The sequence below is a fragment of the Nostoc sp. PA-18-2419 genome (genome assembly GCF_005869855.1).
GTDB lineage: Bacteria > Cyanobacteriota > Cyanobacteriia > Cyanobacteriales > Nostocaceae > Nostoc.
Window position 1 is genome coordinate 1 of record NZ_SZNH01000026.1, and the last position, 14,344, is coordinate 14,344.

Here is a 14,344-nt window from a genome sequence, read left to right on the forward strand (position 1 = left end):
TTATGGATTGGAGCAATTGTGGTGATGGATAATTTATCAGTACATACTGCTGCGGTGATTCAAGACTCAATTGAAGCAGTTGGCGCACGTCTTGTCTTTTTACCTCCTTACTCACCTGACTTATCTCCAATTGAATTATGCTGGTCAAAACTGAAGCACTGTTTGCGAGCAGCAAAAGTTACAACACATGAGGCACTAAATCAACTTTTAACTCAGATTGTGAATCAGCAAATTTCCTCTGATGATGCTTGGGGTTGGTTTGCCCACTGTGGTCTATTCATTTGAAAACTGCTGTAAACTGCTCAAAAATTTGCCCAAGTTATTGACCAAAAGCTGTCAAGTTATGGTTTTGGCGGATACTGCATTCAGTAGTGCCGATTTTATTCGCTGAAAACAACGATGATTGCAGGTTGGGAGATTTATAATTGTAGGTGGCTACAGCTAGATTTACGGATATTTGTAACTTCCACTCAATACGCTTCATAGGTTATTAGATAAGATCAAACACAAGAGCAGTTGCTGAGATCGCCTTAATACTCAATTGCCCCTAATGCTTTCAGGGTAGACTTTTGAGCTACTGTCAACCCGATCGCACCCTGAATATTCATGCCTTCATACAAGCGCTCAGCTCTCAGCGTTTTGAGACACTCACCTGTTGTCGGATTCCACAACTTAATGGTTTCATCCTGACTACCACTGACCAAAAGTGCATCTGAAGCGGATGGTAGGCTAACGTCGATTGGACTAAACTGAACCGAACAGACCCGACTGGTATGCCCTTGCAGTACTTTTTGGCAGGTGCCGTCTCGGACATCCCACAGCCGAATCGTTTGGTCGTCACTGCCACTGGCTAGGAAACGACCATTAGGGCTGAAGGCAACGGAGCGAACTCCATTGGTATGGTCGTTTAACGTTGTCAGGCACTTTCCGTCTCGCACATCCCACCATCGAACTGAGCCGTCCATGCTACTCGTCGCTAAAGTCTGACCATCGGGGCTAAAGGCAACGGACAAAACCCAACAGGTATGTCCKTGAAGAGTTCTAAGGCACTTTCCGTCTCGCACATCCCATAAACGCACCGTGTGATCATTGCTGCCACTTGCAAGGGTTTGTCCATCGGGGCTAAATGCGACTGCCCAAGCCCAACCCGTATGACCTTGTAGAGTTCTGAGACAGGTGCCATCTTGCACATTCCATAGCCGCACCGTTTGATCATTGCTGGCACTTGCAACTAATTGACCATCAGGGCTGAAGGCAACAGAAAAAACCCAACCTGTATGTCCATCAAGGATTCTGAGACAGGTGCCATCTTGCACATTCCATAGCCGCACGGTTTGATCATTGCTGGCACTTGCAACCAGTTGACCATTCGGGTGAAATGCCACTGCCCAGATCCAGCTTTCGTGTCCTGGCAAATCCTTGAAGCAAGTTCTCTGTCGCATATCCCATAACCGCACGAGAGCATCATAGCTGCCACTGGCTAAGGTGGAACCATCCGGACTAAAGCTGATTGAACAAATCCCATTAGTTCGCCCATGAAATGTTTTGAGGCAGGTACCACCTTGAACATCCCACAATCGAGCGGAAAGGTCTGCACTGCCGCTGGCGAGGGTTTGACCATCCGGATTAAAAGCAACTTTCCAAACACAACTGCTATGACCTTGCAGCAGTTTGAAACACTTTCCATCCTGCACATTCCATAATCGCACTGAAGCATCTTCACTGCTACTGGCAACCGTTTGACCGTTGGGACTGAAGCTAAGTGAAGTGACCCAACCTGTATGCCCTTGCAGTGTTTTAAAGCAGGTGCCTGTTTCTACCTCCCACAGTCGAATGGTGCCATCTTCACTCCCACTGGCAAGGAGTTGACCATCGGGGCTGAAGGTAACTGTCCTCACCCAACGGCTATGTCCCTGCAAGGTTTTGAGGGTAGTTCTGCGATCAACACTCCACAATCGGATCGAAGCGTCTTCGCCAGCACTCACCAGCAACTGTCCGTTAGGACTAAAGCGGACTGAAGTCACCCCGCCTGTGTGACCTGGTAAAACCGCCAGACATCTGCCGTCTTGGGCATCCCACAGCCGGATCGTCTGGTCATCGCTGCCACTCGCCAGCAGTTGACCATCGGGGCTGAAGGTGATCGTCCAAACTCGATGAGAATGACCCCGTAGTGTGTTGAGACAGGTTCCAGAGCGATGGCTAGAATCGCTTGCTGCATCCAGGTTTGCCGAATTGGATTGCTTAAGATCGATGCTCTGCACGTCCCACAACCGAATCAGCCAGTCATGGCTGCAACTGGCGAGCGTTTTTCCGTCGGGACTGAAGGTGACCGCCCAGATCCAACCCCCATGTCCCTGCACTGTCAAAACCTGTTGACCATCGACCACGCGCCACAGGTAAATCTTACCATCCAAATCGCCGATCGCCAGCAAACTACCATCTGGGTTGAAACTGACTGACATGACACTACTTAAGGTCTCTGCAAACACAGATGTGGTGAGATCAGCGTTGCGAAAATTGACACCCGCCAAGTTGACCTGCCGCAAGTCGGCTTGCCATACAGCTAGCTCCGACAAATCACAGCCTCGTAAATTGCTTTGCAAATACACCAGCAGATTGAGGAAATTACCCACAAGATAATTGGGCTGAGGTGCTTGTTTTTGCTGTTCCAACAGAGTTTTTAACTGCTGTTCAAGGGTTTGTGACTTGCCAAACTGAAGCTGCAATTGTTCAGCGATCGGCTCCACAATCAATCGTTTTTGCATCTCTCGCACGTAATCTTTTGCCTGGGCTTTAATCAGGGCATGGTTTTTGAGACGCTCTGGCGATTGGCTGGCAATTTCCCTGGAAATGCACTGCACGAGTTGGTCGGTGGCATACTCCATCACAACGGGTTGGAGAAAAAACCGCTCCCCCTCCTTTTCGATGAGCGATCGCCGCAATAACGACTGCATTGCATCCGGTAGTCTGCGCCTAGAAGCCTGAGTTACCAAATCCTGATTCAACTTGGAAAGCGAGACTGGTTCGCGATTAATCGCTAACTCAAACAGCATTTCCTGCTCAATCTCACTCAGGCGATCGAACTGGTGCTGGAGCAAGTCGCGAATATCATCAAAGACCGCAAACCCCTGCTGCACATAGTTCAATATTTCAGCAATGCTACCACTAAAGAGGTCTTGGGTTGTGGCTGCCACCAGCTTCAGCGCCAGGGGGTTGCCACCGTAATGGGTGACTAATCGCTCCCATTCTGAGTCGGTTCCCGCGAAGTTTCCTTTACAGCGAAATAGTTCTTGTCCTGCTTCTGGGTTCAGTCCTTTGAGTAGGAATGTTCTGACTGCTTGCTGCTCCCCTTCCAGTGGCACAATCTCTCTAGGCTTTTCCCGACTGGTAAGCAGCAAGCAACTCTGATGGGGAACTCCCCCAATCTCTTTGAATAGCTGACCATAGCTCTCATAACCTGCTCGATACTGTGCCGATTGTCCGGCACTCAGGATCGTCTCCACATTGTCCAAAATCAGCAAACAGCGCTTTTGACACAACCCCGACCTCAGCTTCAGCAGTTTCCCATCCAGGCTGCTTGGCACAGCAACATCTTCTCCCTGTGCCCGCAATAGCAGCGGCAGCACTGTCTCTAACCATTCTTCAAACAGTGGGGCATTTTGCAGCGATCGCCACACCACCACCTCAAACTTGGTTTGAATCTGCTGCACCAGTTTGACAGCTAGGGTACTTTTACCGATTCCACCTATCCCCAGCAGTGCTACGACTCGACAGCGCTCTGTCACAATCCATTGCTCCAGGGTCTGTAGTTCTCCAGCTCGCCCACAAAACTGGGTTATATCCATCGCCTCTCCCCAGTCAGCCCAGATATGAGGGAAAACGGTCACAGTAGGAGTGGCTGGAGATGCGGCATTCGGTTGTTCAACGGCTAGAGTCTGAGTTTGGGTGGCATCAATCAGCGATCGCCGCCACTGATGTTCTAATGCCCCGCGAAAGTTAGTTTTACTGACGGGTTCCCCGCAGGCTTGCTCCAGCACGTTCCAAAGTTTGGGGCCAACGTTGCGCTTGATATAGCTGAGTGAGTAGCCAGACACTTCAGCAATTTGCTCGTAGGTCTGCTCTTGCAGGGCACCCAGAAGAATGGCGACTTCTACTTCATTGAGCCGTCTACCTGCTTGGGCGAAGACGACGGAATTAGCAACATGCAAAGCATCTTCTAAATCCATCGTTTTTTACTCCATTAATGGTAGTGGACTGATTTTATCACCAGTTGAGGTGAACTTTTTGTTTTAAACACGACCAGACTAAAGCTTTGGCAAGAGAAGGGATTCAGCTAAATCAAACCAAACTCGATCGCAAAAAAGTTCACTTATCCTTTATTTAGCCTCATCCTATTGACCTCAAAGTAGTGAATTTATAGGCAACGACAAATCCAAAAAACTTCTCTAATGTAGTGACATCAGGTTCAAAGGTGCGAGGGAAAGGACATAGCAAACCGCTCACTCCTAGTCGCCTGATAACCTTCACAATTCCCTGATTTCTAGCAGTAACCCAATTCTACGATCGCTTAGCTAAGTTTCTGCTGCAAGGGATTCACTATTTAGGAGATTCAGTATGAAGATTGTCGTTATTGGTGGCACTGGACTCATTGGAACAAAACTCGTGAACAATCTGTGCCAGCTTGGCCATGAGGTCGTGGCAGCATCACCCAGATCAGGTGTCAACACCATCACAGGTGAGGGACTGGCGGACGCACTTAAAGGCGCTCAGGTTGTAGTCGATGTGGCGAACTCGCCTTCGTTCGAGGATAAGGCAGCGATGGAGTTCTTCGAGACAGCCGGTCATAATCTCCTTACAGCAGAAGCCGCCACTGGCGTGGGGCATCATGTGGCGCTATCGGTTGTTGGCACCGATCGCCTGCTAGAGGGGGGGTACTTCCGCGCGAAAATGGCTCAAGAGAAGCTGATCAAGGACTCCAAGATTCCCTATACCATCCTCCGCGCCACGCAGTTCTTCGAGTTCCTCAGCAGCATCACCAGCCTGAGCAGCATCGCCAACCTGAGCAGCGACGGGCAAACGGTTCACTCGTCACCTGCCCTTGTGCAACCCGTCGCGGCGGATGACGTTGCCGCTGCATTGACCGACATTGCAGTCGGGGCACCCGTAAACGGTACGGTGGAGGTGGCGGGTCCCGAAAAATTCCGTCTCGACGAACTTATCTGCCGATTGTTGAGCGCGAACCAGGACACACGCCAAGTGATCACAGACATCCACGCCCGCTATTCCGGCGTAGAGCTAAACGATCATTCCCTCACCCCTGGCGACAAGCCGCGTATCGGCACGACGAAATTCGATCAGTGGCTTGGTCACCAAGCGAAAGCCGCCTAGCCAGCCCATGTTTCTTCAAGTGATTGCTTCCTGCCCGTCGCGACAAGGCGATGGGTGGGAGTCCCAAGGAGCTAATTTACCAGAATAACTCTATGGAAAAACCCATTCGCATTTTGCTACAAACGACCATTCCGGCATCAGAAGATGATTGGAGTATCGAACGGTTCTCCTTGTTGCGCGATTACCTCAAATCTCTAACTGATCAAAACGGTTTCCCGCTCTGTCAGGTCGTGGCACGGAACCGGGAATCAGATGCTGAGGGAAACGACCCGATTTTAAGCACCCTTGAGCACTCAGAATTCGACGAGCTATGGCTGTTTGCTGTCGATACTGGCAACGGCATCACACCAGCGGAATGTGCCAGCATTAATGGCTTTCGTCAACGCGGTGGCGGTAGCCTGATTACACGCGATCATGAAGATTTAGGTTCCTCTATCTGCAATCTGGACGGAGTTGGGGCTGCACACTATTTTCACACGCACAATCCAGACTCAGATGAATCCCAGTGGCAGATTGACGACACCGAGACGACCTCGATTTCCTGGCCTAACTACCACTCCGGGCACAACGGCGACTATCAAAGAATCATACCCGTTGAACCCATTCATGAACTCCTGCATACCCCGGACTCCCCTTCCAGGTATATCCAATTCTTTCTATCTCATCCCCATGAAGGGGCAGTTGGAGTTCCCACAGAGGCTAACAATGCTCGTGTGATTGCGATGGGTAAAAGTCTCATTTCTGATCGTCTGTTTAACCTGGCTGTCGCCTTTGAGCGGGAACAGGACGCCGCAGGCAATACATTAGGGCGTACCGTTGCGGAATCCACCTTTCACCATTTTGCCGATCACAACTGGAACCCGGATATGGGTGCTCCCAGTTATGTCACTGAGCCTGTAGGGGATGGCTTAAAGCGAGAGCCACACACCCTTGAGGACATTAAGACCTACGTGCGAAACCTGGCTTTGTGGCTAGCTACCGCTTACCTGAATGCTGATGCACGTGCGTACAACCCAGTTCGATCGCAATCTTTACTCAATATTTCAAGGTGATCAATCATGAAAGCAACTGCAAGTTCTCAAACGATTTTGGTCGTGGGATTCATCCTAATCGCGTTTAACGTTCTATTTCTGTTTGGCAACGGACTGTTTATGCTGGTCGCTCCGCTAGCGTGGTATAACATCGTTCCTGGCGTGACCCACACGGGTTCCTTTAACCAGCACTTCATCCGCGATATTGGGATGATTCAGATGTTCCTCGGTGCTGCGTTCGCGATCGGGATGTTCCAGCCAGCGCACCGCTTTGATCTGTGGACTGCGGCAACATCGTGGCTAATCGCCCATGCCAGTTTTCATCTGTGGGAAGTTGCAGTCGGCATTTCCGCTCCATCAACTATCCCGCAAGACTTTCCTGCTGTCACTCTCCCGGCTTTGATTGGTGCTGCACTGACGACATGGGCTTGGCGCACCAGTCTACGCTTGGCATCGATCGGTCTGATGACCAGAAATTCTTTGTGATTTAAATTGCCAAGGAAGAGCCCAAATGTTCACTAAATTCCTCCACAGAGTTGCCTTCGCAGCACTCTCCATATTCGCAGCTTTTTTCGTATTTACAGCGCTTCCTGTATCCGCAGCCTCAGCCGATAACACGTCTACTGAGTCCAAAATAACACTGGTCTTTGATCATGCCCTTCCCAATGTGCCCGGCAAGAGCATGAAAGGCGTGCTAGTCGAATATGCGCCCGGTGACTCATCGCCTGCTCACACCCATCCAAGCTCGGCTTTCATCTATGCAACGGTTCTGGAGGGCACGATTCGTAGCAAAATCAATGACAATCCGGAACAGGTGTATCACGCAGGTGAGAGTTTTTTTGAAGTACCTGGCAATCATCATCTTGTCAGCGCAAATGCCAGTGATACTCAACCCATGCGGATGCTAGCTGTCTTTGTCGTCGATACCGATGCAACGAAACTGGTGACACCCGACAAATAGTGGAACGCAAAATTACACATCTCAGGGTCTGAGTAAGCTGAGCAATCTAGAAATGCACTGGCGGGAAGTTATACCGCTGTGTTTGATCAACCATTTACAAATTTAAGGAGAATGTATGACTGTTCAAGCAAAACCACAAAGGCTAAACATTTTGGAACTTGCAGATGATCCACGTCTTTCTCAGGGCACAAAGGCATTCTTGAAGGAGTTAAATTCAGCCGGTGTGGCGTTAGAAACACTCACTCCACTCGAAGCCCGGCAAGTCCTCGTGGATGCTCAAGTTTCTGTTCAAGTTGATCTTTCAGGCATTGATGAGTCTGAGAAAACGATTATTGCTGATGGTTATGCAATCACGCTCAACATCGTGCGACCTGCGGGTGTCAAAGGTACATTGCCCGTTTTCATGTTTATTCATGGGGGTGGATGGGTCTTGGGTGATTATCTAACCTACAGGCGTATGGTTCGCGATCTCGTTGTACTTTCAGAGTTTGCGGCTGTCTTTGTCAACTACACCCGCACGCCAGACGCGAACTATCCCCAGGCAATTAATGAAATCTATGCCGCCACAAAATGGGTTGCCGAGCATGGTGAGGAGATTGGAGTGGATGGCAAAAACCTGGCGATAGTTGGCAACAGTGTTGGAGGCAATATGTCAACAGTAACGACGTTAATTGCGAAAGAAAAGGGCAGTCCACACATCAAGCTGCAAATCCTGATGTGGCCGATCGTCAATGCAAATTTTGAAACGGAGTCCTATCACCAATTTGGCGATAAACGGTTTCTCACAACGCCGTTGATGAAGTGGATGTATGACATGTACATCGCTAATCCAGAAAAACGCAAAGACATTTATGCCTCTCCCTTGCAGGCTACAGTTGAGCAACTCAAAGGATTGCCCCCGACGTTAATTCAAGTTGCAGAAAGCGATATCTTGCGGGATGAAGGTGAAGCCTATGGACGCAAGCTCGATAAAGCTGGGGTAACTGTGACCACCGTGTGTTACAATGGTATGATTCATGACTTCGGACTGCTGAATGGTTTAGCCAAGCTTCCAGGCACCCGTTCTCTTTTTGTCCAGGCAGCCGCTGAACTGAAGAAATATCTGCAATAGGGAACGATTGGGTTTCTGAACCGATTTGCTCAATCACTCGAAATGCACTGGCGGGGAGTTATACCAATGTTTCTGAAGTTCCCCTAACCTTTTGCAATGACCCAATTTCCCAGCACTTTTTTAGAGAAATTAGAGGTTTTGTCTCATGGGAGTTAGTTACTAAGTCAGGCTGTTTAATGAAGCCGAAGACATTGATCAAACCGTTGCAGTTCAAGATGATCGCTACATTCTGGAAACGGCGGAAGAAGCAGGAATAGATTTGCCCTACTCCTGTCGGCAGGGTGTGTGTTCTACTTGTACGACAAAACTGATTGAACGCGCAGTTGACCAATCCGAACGATCCTCTCTCAGTGAAGAGCAGATGGCTGAAGGGTATGTGCTCATTTGCGTTGCTTATCCCAAAGCAGATTGTGTGTTAGAGACGCACAAAGAAGAGGAGTTGTTTGATTGAACACGTTGGTGAACCAGTAACGTAGTGAACAAATGATAGATTTTCCAAGCTTTTCTCATACTACTCAGGAAGTACTTATGGAACGATATAAATGTCCGGTCTGTAGTCACATTTACGATCCGGCGGAAGGCGATCCAAAGTCTGAAATTGCTCCAGGAACAGCGTTTGAGGATCTGCCGGAAGATTGGAAATGTCCAGTCTGTCGCACGAAGAAAGCAAAGTTTCAACCAGAGCTATCAGCGGCAGTTTAGCGGGTTGTGTCGTAAAAGGTAATACGTTCTAAACCGTAAAATATAGATTAAGAGACAAACTCATGAGTCGTGATTTGCAATGCCTTGACTCTACTCCTGTCGATAGCCTTGAAGTGTCGCGCAGCTTTCCGCAACAACACTTTGACTCCCGTTTGAATAGTGCGCTTACCTTTGTTGCACAAGAGGTGAGTGAATTACTTCAGCAAGCTTATTCGGTTCAGGTTGATGGCAACAACCCTGCTGGTACAATTGCTATTCGAGTGATCGAGCCAGAGTGCAGGCAAATTATTACGATTGAATCGTTGACTGAGCGCGAGTTAGAGGTATTGCAACTGATTGTTGATGGGCACAACAACATTGAAATCGCCGGGAAGCTTTATATCACGGTGGGTACAGTAAAGACCCATGTTCGCAATGTTTTGAAGAAGCTCTATGTGAGCGATCGCACTCAAGCAGCAATTCGGGCACTCCGCTCTGGTCTTGTCCACTAAAGTTACATCAACGGCATGATTTATGACTTCGGCTTGCTGAATGGTTTAGCGGAACTTCCAGCCACCCGTTCTCTTTTCGTTCAAGCTGCCGGAGCTCAAGAAATATCTGCAATAGGGAACGATCGTGTCAGAGACCCAATTTGCCCAATCACTCGAAATGCACTGGCGGGGAGTTATACCGCAGTGTCCCCTTGCTGGATCTTAGAGGAGAGCGATGTCAGAGATCCAGACAGTGCTGACTAACCATGACCGGAACGATGGGGAGTTTTTATCGCTTCCTCCCCTTTATTGCCACCAACGGCAGGCGAAACCCTGCATCAGAGCGGTCAGAGGAGGCGATGGCCTCCGGTCATGCCTACCTGTTTAGCCCTCACGTCCTCCGTTCAATCTAAATCACTACAAAAGGAATCACAACTATGTTATCGGGACTTAAACAAAATATTAAGCCCAAATGTAGCCCAAAGTGGCTTTATAAGCAGCAAAAAGGTCACGATTGAGAGTCAACCAATCGAAAAATCGGAAGGACATAGCTGTTCTAAAAGCCTCTAAAGCTTCAGTAAATGTGTTTAAAGGTTTGTTAGCCCACCTTCGTCTTAATCCTCCAGTTAACTGATGCCAAAGAATAAAACTATAGGCACAAAAAACTAAGATAAAATGTCGAATTAGACTTCTTTTATCTCGGACTTGATATTCTTTGAGTCCTAACCAACCCTTAGCCTCTCGATAACTGATATCTTGCACCTAACTGGATAAACACGGAATATGTAGAATTAAAGTATTAAGTATTGCATATTATTAAGTGACTATACTAGATGTATAGTTATTTAAAATACCTAATAATATTTTAACTACTTAGTCCGCTCAGTAACTAATTAAATAGAAAATGATAATCACGCTGAGGGGGTGATTATCATTTTCATCAGTCACTTAATTGCTCTCCAGTACAATTTAAAGCTGCTCTTATTGCTTAAAGTGAGCAAAACATGAGAGAAAAGGGCCTATTAACTCAATTTCTCAGCAAGAACAATGAAATATCTTCTTGCTCACGCCCAAGAGCTAGTTTACATCTTAGAATCATTAATTCCTTCTACTTACCAACAAGAAACTTTTAATGCCTTGTTGGGATTATTCTTGGAAGCAAAAGGTTATCCTCTACCACAGCACAGCCAAATCAAGTCTGCTAGTGCTATCAGTCGCTTCTTAAATATATATGATTGGCCGACCCGTCAGATCATTCGCACTACCCGTAAACACATACTGCAAGCAATTCTATCTTTTTGTCCCAAAGGCCGTAGACCTCAACTACAAGTCATCTTTGACCTAACCACCCTAGAAAAATGCGGTAAATTCAAAGCATTTGACCATTTAATCCGTGTGTACAACCGTAAACGTGGATTGCATCTAGTCGTGATGTATCTAGTTGTCGGGCAATGGCGAATACCTTGGAGTTTTCGAGTTTGGAGAGGTAAAGGTACACCATCTCCTGCTCAGTTGGGCTTAAAACTGCTCAAGAATTTACCCAAGTCATTCACTAAACACTTTCAAGTCATGGTTTTGGCAGATACTGCATTTGGCAGTGCCGATTTTATCGCTGGTGTCCGTTCTCTCAAATATCATGCCGTGACTGGTTTACTGTCGAGTCGCCAACTCACTGATGGGCGACGTTTAAGACGCTTGCACAAACGTGGTCAACAAGTTTATTTACAAGGTTTCAATTTCCCTGTGTGGGTGTCCTGGTTTTACCTCAAACGCCATAACGGCAAGCTTGAGAAACGATTTGTTTTATCTACAAGACCACTCAAAGCTAGCACCATCAACTGGTGGGGCAAGCGTCGATGGCAGATTGAGGGCTGGTTCAAAACCGCAAAACATCGCTTTGGGTTACATCGTTTCGGTACTGGAACGCTATTAGGCGTTTACCGTTGGTTAGTCCTTTCCTTCCTAACCTTCATCTTGGCACATTGGGCTTATTTATCTACCAACCCTAAAGATTTACCTGACTGGGGACAAGCAGCACTAACTGCCCTTGAGTTTATTTTTCCAAAAATTGTTGTGTCTTGTTTTTTACTTAATATTGCACACATAATTCCTCTAGCACGTAGTTGTGGATTTGACATCTCTATTTCCAGGTGCAAGATATGAGTTAACCAGAAATTTTCTGCGAGTTGTGTTGATTTACCCGACGACTTTCCTAATACAGCAAAGACACCCCGCTTTTTGTATGGCGACAAATTGCGTTGGATTGATTCTGATACTGATTGGGGAACTGCGATCGGCAGATTTTATAGCTTTGCTCCCCATCTTTGCTGCTGGACTTGGTGCTACCTGATTTGGTTGAGCAAAGATAGCCCTAGTGCCGCTTGGACATCTGCCGATATTGTTTGGGAACAAGATTTAGAACCAGTGGAAGGGTCGCTGCTATGACTAATCCGCGTCCTTTACACGTAAGAGAGCAAAATTTGATTGATCTATACAGCCATTGTCAACTAGGAATGACACCCAAGAATTTTTATGCCAAGTGGGATGTCAATCATGAAGCGATCGCTCAAATTTGTTCTCGTTCACTTTCAACCGTCCGGCGCTGGTTCTCTAAAGGGCGTAACTACCGCCGTCCCATGCTTTCCGATTTACGCCATCTTGCTCTGATGGACTTTCTACTAGAAAACTTTGAGGAAATTCCAGAAGAATTACAGAAGATGCTTTGTTTTCCTAACCCAAGGAAGTAGGAATTGAAAAGTCAACTAATTGCAATATCATCCTGACATTTTTTTACAAGTCATTCTCACAGTAGGGTGGCTTTTATTAATGACATAAGTATTTTGAGGGAGTTATTGTGACCTATATTGAGAGATTAAGCCCTTGGTGTATAGTTCGCTATTTTCCTAATATGCAGCATCAAATTGTTGGGCGTTTTCGCCGTCGCAGCGAGGCAGAGTCTCACTCACAAGCACTACGCCRACTCATTCCTAACGCGACTTTCACAATAATTTTTAATCCAGCAGTAGAACTGTCAGAGCAGACTCTCCCACAGTTCAGTAATTTAGGAAATAAATTGAATTTGTAGTGAGCTTATTTCACAAGATCTGACGCTCTTAACATCGCTACCACTTCGCTAACTCTAACTAACGCATTTCAATTATCTGACAAAAAGCGATCGCTTCATGATATTCGATTACATGAACCTATCCCACTAATAAGATTTATGCTACAAAGCTTAAGTTGATTGAGAACTAAAAATGAAAAATCAAGGTTTTGAAGCACATTTTATGACAACGATTAGGGATTTTTAGAATAGTGGGATAGGTTCATAGGTTTGTTAGTTAATAACGCTTCTGAGAGTTTGCCATCTCAGCAAAAGTCATAAAACACCTTTGACACCAACCATCCATCCATAACGCTGGAATTTTAAATCTTGCCCCACAGTTTGGACATTCTGACAGCAAGCTTAACTTGTGGTTCGCACATCCCTGCGTTACGTTCAACTGCCACTCAATTTTGTGACAAGGTAACTCAACATAACAAGCAGTACATAACCGAATCGGCTCCATTTTCATTCCCACCCCAGCAGGTGGTAACATCTGCACTAACTTATCGACATCAACCCCCACTACAACAGCCAATGCTTCCAACTGCTGCCGAGAAGGAGGTGGATTAAACCGAAACTTTTCCCAACGTGCGATCGCACCCCCAAGACCTGCTGCTTTACCTAACCAGTAGGCGTTAAATCATTTGCTCGTCGAAAGCGTCCCAAAAAATGACTCAGGCTTTCTCCTTGATATGGTTGAATTTTAAACAGCCAAGGCTTAATATTTTCTACTTCCATCACTTGTACTCAGCAGCTACTTTCTTCAAAGTTTCCAAATCAATTTTTTGCAATCCCTTTTTTAAAGCCCGGATTGCAGTCTCTCTCAGAATCATATCCATCAAACCGATATAACCTCCAGTTGCTTCCCCCAACGTCTTCAACATCGTCTTACTCGAAAGGTTGGAAGCAACTGGCAATCTGAGTATTTGCTTCTCCCAAATATCCACAGTTCGCTTAAAGTCTTCCCCCGAGATCTTCCCAAAACGGTGACAAGACCGAAAACGGTTATAAACCTGCTCATCGCCCTTAATCACTGCATTTAAGCGGTCAGTTCCTACCAAAATTACTGCTATTTCTGACCTGTCAAAAATATCACGCACTTCAGCAAAAGTTTTCGGCTTAAAGCGATCGGCTTCATCAATAATCAACATCTCCACTCCGCAACCTTTAAGAACCCGCAGTGTTCTATCTCGAATTTCTGCCACTGTTCCTTTAGTTACCTGATATTTTAAATGCTCCATAATTACCCCAAATAATTCCTTAGCACCGCACTCCTGGGGAATTTGGATATAAGCCACAGGTACAGTTGGAGGTTTTCCTGCAACTTGAGAGGGTTTATTCCTAAGCCTATACGCATCACAACCCATAGTTTTACCCGTTCTTGATTCACCCACCACACGTCCAGATTGCCTTGATTGGCGCTTTCCTTCCAACCAATTATGGAGAATTTGCACTTGTTCGAGTGGGACAAAATCTTTACGATTTAATCGTTGAATCTCCGCCTGTAATTTGTCGCTATTAACGGGAATATCACCCAATTGTTGAGCAACTGCTTGAGCTTCTTGTAAAGTCATT

At 46.8% G+C, this 14,344-nt stretch carries 15 protein-coding genes and 3 pseudogenes; 13 read left to right on the forward strand and 5 right to left on the reverse strand.

Annotation, left to right across the window (positions count from 1 at the left end; all coding sequences use genetic code 11):
• A partial coding sequence (locus FCR06_RS34365) for a transposase (protein WP_138503730.1) occupies positions 1-285 on the forward strand: 285 nt, incomplete at its 5' end.
• 34 nt (positions 286-319) lie between these two features.
• Here the strand turns inward: FCR06_RS34365 and FCR06_RS32910 are convergent.
• Both FCR06_RS32910 and FCR06_RS22610 read right to left on the reverse strand, forming a co-directional pair.
• The gene (locus FCR06_RS32910) at positions 320-484 is read right to left on the reverse strand and encodes a hypothetical protein (protein WP_189523535.1); all 165 of its coding nucleotides are present in this window, start codon (positions 482-484) and stop codon (positions 320-322) included.
• Between the two features lie 46 nt (positions 485-530).
• Positions 531-4,226 carry an NB-ARC domain-containing protein gene (locus FCR06_RS22610; RefSeq protein ID WP_138503732.1) on the reverse strand — a complete coding sequence of 1,232 codons (3,696 nt, stop codon included), beginning with the start codon at positions 4,224-4,226 and terminating at the stop codon, positions 531-533.
• A gap of 388 nt (positions 4,227-4,614) precedes the next feature.
• Here FCR06_RS22610 and FCR06_RS22615 point away from each other — a divergent pair, with 388 nt between their 5' ends.
• The 8 genes and pseudogenes from FCR06_RS22615 to FCR06_RS33750 form a co-directional block, all read left to right on the forward strand.
• A complete protein-coding gene (locus FCR06_RS22615; RefSeq protein ID WP_138503734.1) occupies positions 4,615-5,388 on the forward strand; it encodes an SDR family oxidoreductase in 774 nt (257 codons plus the stop codon).
• 92 nt (positions 5,389-5,480) lie between these two features.
• A complete protein-coding gene (locus tag FCR06_RS22620) occupies positions 5,481-6,440 on the forward strand; it encodes a hypothetical protein (protein ID WP_223280244.1) in 960 nt (319 codons plus the stop codon).
• A gap of 6 nt (positions 6,441-6,446) precedes the next feature.
• Positions 6,447-6,905, forward strand: a complete 459-nt coding sequence (locus FCR06_RS22625) for a hypothetical protein (protein WP_223280245.1) — start codon at positions 6,447-6,449, stop codon at positions 6,903-6,905.
• A gap of 25 nt (positions 6,906-6,930) precedes the next feature.
• Complete coding sequence (locus FCR06_RS22630; RefSeq protein ID WP_138503736.1) at positions 6,931-7,380, forward strand: cupin domain-containing protein; 450 nt, start codon at positions 6,931-6,933, stop codon at positions 7,378-7,380.
• A gap of 115 nt (positions 7,381-7,495) precedes the next feature.
• Positions 7,496-8,491 (forward strand): alpha/beta hydrolase, encoded by a 996-nt coding sequence (locus FCR06_RS22635; RefSeq protein WP_138503738.1) that lies wholly within the window; start codon positions 7,496-7,498, stop codon positions 8,489-8,491.
• Positions 8,492-8,660: 169 nt separating this feature from the next.
• Complete coding sequence (locus FCR06_RS22640; RefSeq protein ID WP_189523543.1) at positions 8,661-8,942, forward strand: 2Fe-2S iron-sulfur cluster-binding protein; 282 nt, start codon at positions 8,661-8,663, stop codon at positions 8,940-8,942.
• 32 nt (positions 8,943-8,974) lie between these two features.
• Complete coding sequence (gene rd / locus FCR06_RS22645; protein ID WP_317616836.1) at positions 8,975-9,193, forward strand: rubredoxin; 219 nt, start codon at positions 8,975-8,977, stop codon at positions 9,191-9,193.
• Between the two features lie 302 nt (positions 9,194-9,495).
• A pseudogene (locus tag FCR06_RS33750) lies at positions 9,496-9,684 on the forward strand (helix-turn-helix domain-containing protein); the annotation flags it as partial.
• A gap of 441 nt (positions 9,685-10,125) precedes the next feature.
• On the opposite strand, the pseudogene FCR06_RS22660 reads toward FCR06_RS33750, so the two are convergent.
• Positions 10,126-10,419: pseudogene (locus FCR06_RS22660) on the reverse strand (IS701 family transposase); the annotation flags it as partial.
• A 291-nt stretch (positions 10,420-10,710) separates the two neighbouring features.
• Between FCR06_RS22660 and FCR06_RS22665 the strand changes: the two are divergent.
• The 4 genes and pseudogenes from FCR06_RS22665 to FCR06_RS22680 all read left to right on the forward strand — a co-directional run.
• Positions 10,711-11,769: pseudogene (locus FCR06_RS22665) on the forward strand (transposase); the annotation flags it as partial.
• 132 nt (positions 11,770-11,901) lie between these two features.
• Positions 11,902-12,108: a hypothetical protein gene (locus tag FCR06_RS22670; RefSeq protein WP_138503747.1), complete on the forward strand. Its 207-nt coding sequence runs from the start codon at positions 11,902-11,904 to the stop codon at positions 12,106-12,108.
• Positions 12,105-12,410: a helix-turn-helix domain-containing protein gene (locus FCR06_RS22675; protein WP_138503749.1), complete on the forward strand. Its 306-nt coding sequence runs from the start codon at positions 12,105-12,107 to the stop codon at positions 12,408-12,410. The genes FCR06_RS22670 and FCR06_RS22675 overlap by 4 nt, the downstream gene beginning before the upstream one ends.
• A gap of 107 nt (positions 12,411-12,517) precedes the next feature.
• On the forward strand, positions 12,518-12,748 hold the full coding sequence (locus tag FCR06_RS22680; RefSeq protein ID WP_138503751.1) for a hypothetical protein: 231 nt from the start codon (positions 12,518-12,520) through the stop codon (positions 12,746-12,748).
• A 256-nt stretch (positions 12,749-13,004) separates the two neighbouring features.
• Here the strand turns inward: FCR06_RS22680 and FCR06_RS34645 are convergent, their stop codons facing one another.
• Positions 13,005-13,304: a hypothetical protein gene (locus tag FCR06_RS34645; RefSeq protein WP_317616837.1), complete on the reverse strand. Its 300-nt coding sequence runs from the start codon at positions 13,302-13,304 to the stop codon at positions 13,005-13,007.
• Between the two features lie 202 nt (positions 13,305-13,506).
• Positions 13,507-14,343: a TniB family NTP-binding protein gene (locus FCR06_RS22690; protein WP_138503753.1), complete on the reverse strand. Its 837-nt coding sequence runs from the start codon at positions 14,341-14,343 to the stop codon at positions 13,507-13,509.
• Position 14,344: the final 1 nt, after the last annotated feature.